Genomic DNA, 1086 nt, shown 5'->3' with positions numbered 1-1086 from the left:
TTCGGCGCAAGGTCACTCGACCAGTGAGCTATTACGCACTCTTTAAATGTATGGCTGCTTCTAAGCCAACATCCTGGTTGTCTGTGTAACCTTACCTCCTTTGCCACTTAATTTGGATTTAGGGACCTTAGCTGGTGGTCTGGGCTCTTTCCCTCTCGACTATGAAGCTTATCCCACATAGTCTGACTCCCGAGTATCATGATTATGGCATTCGGAGTTTGATAGGTTTTGGTAACGCTACGCGCCCCTAGACCAGTCAGTGCTCTACCTCCATATCACTTCTCTCGAGGCTAGCCCTAAAGCTATTTCGAGGAGAACCAGCTATCTCCGAGTTCGATTGGCTTTTCACCCCTACCCACAGGTCATCCGATAGCTTTTAAACGCTAAACGGTTCGAGCCTCCATTGAATTTTACTTCAACTTCACTCTGCCCATGGGTAGATCACCCGGTTTCGGGTCTATGGTATCAAACTATCCGCCCTATTAAGACTCGGTTTCCCTACGGCTTCGTACCTTAAGTACTTAACCTCGCTTGATACCATAACTCGCTGGCACGTTCTACAAAAAGTACGCGGTCACTCCTATATAGAGCTCCCACTGCTTGTAGGCATAGGGTTTCAGGTTCTATTTCACTCCCCTCCCGGGGTTCTTTTCACCTTTCCCTCACGGTACTTCTCCGCTATCGGTCACCAGGGAGTATTTAGCCTTGGGAGGTGGGCCTCCCTGCTTCCCACAGGATTTCACGTGTCCCATGGTACTCTGGATCACAACTTAAGTTTTTCAGGTTTCGTCTACAGGACTTTCACCTTCTGTGGTGGGACTTTCCAGACCCTTCGACTACCTTACTCCTCTTAATTTGCGTTGTGTCCTCAACCCCGAAGTCTAAAGCCTTCGGTTTGGGCTCTTCCCCTTTCGCTCGCCGCTACTTAGGGAATCGATGTTTCTTTCTTTTCCTCAGGGTACTTAGATGTTTCAGTTCCCCTGGTATGCCTTCATACACCTATGGATTCAGTGCATGATGCTTGAGGTTTTCTCAAGCGGGTTCCCCCATTCGGATATCCCCGGATCAACGTCTATTTGCGACTAC

Annotated in this window: 1 rRNA gene; it reads right to left on the bottom strand. The window is 48.8% G+C overall.

The features are described 5' to 3' along the window. Positions 1-1086: ribosomal RNA gene (locus tag BLV68_RS15195) — 23S ribosomal RNA — on the bottom strand; the annotation flags it as partial.

This window comes from Tepidimicrobium xylanilyticum, from assembly GCF_900106765.1.
Classification (GTDB): Bacteria; Bacillota; Clostridia; order Tissierellales; family Tepidimicrobiaceae; genus Tepidimicrobium; species Tepidimicrobium xylanilyticum.
Note: the sequence above shows the minus strand (reverse complement) of the source record. Positions and strands in the feature narration are given on the sequence as shown.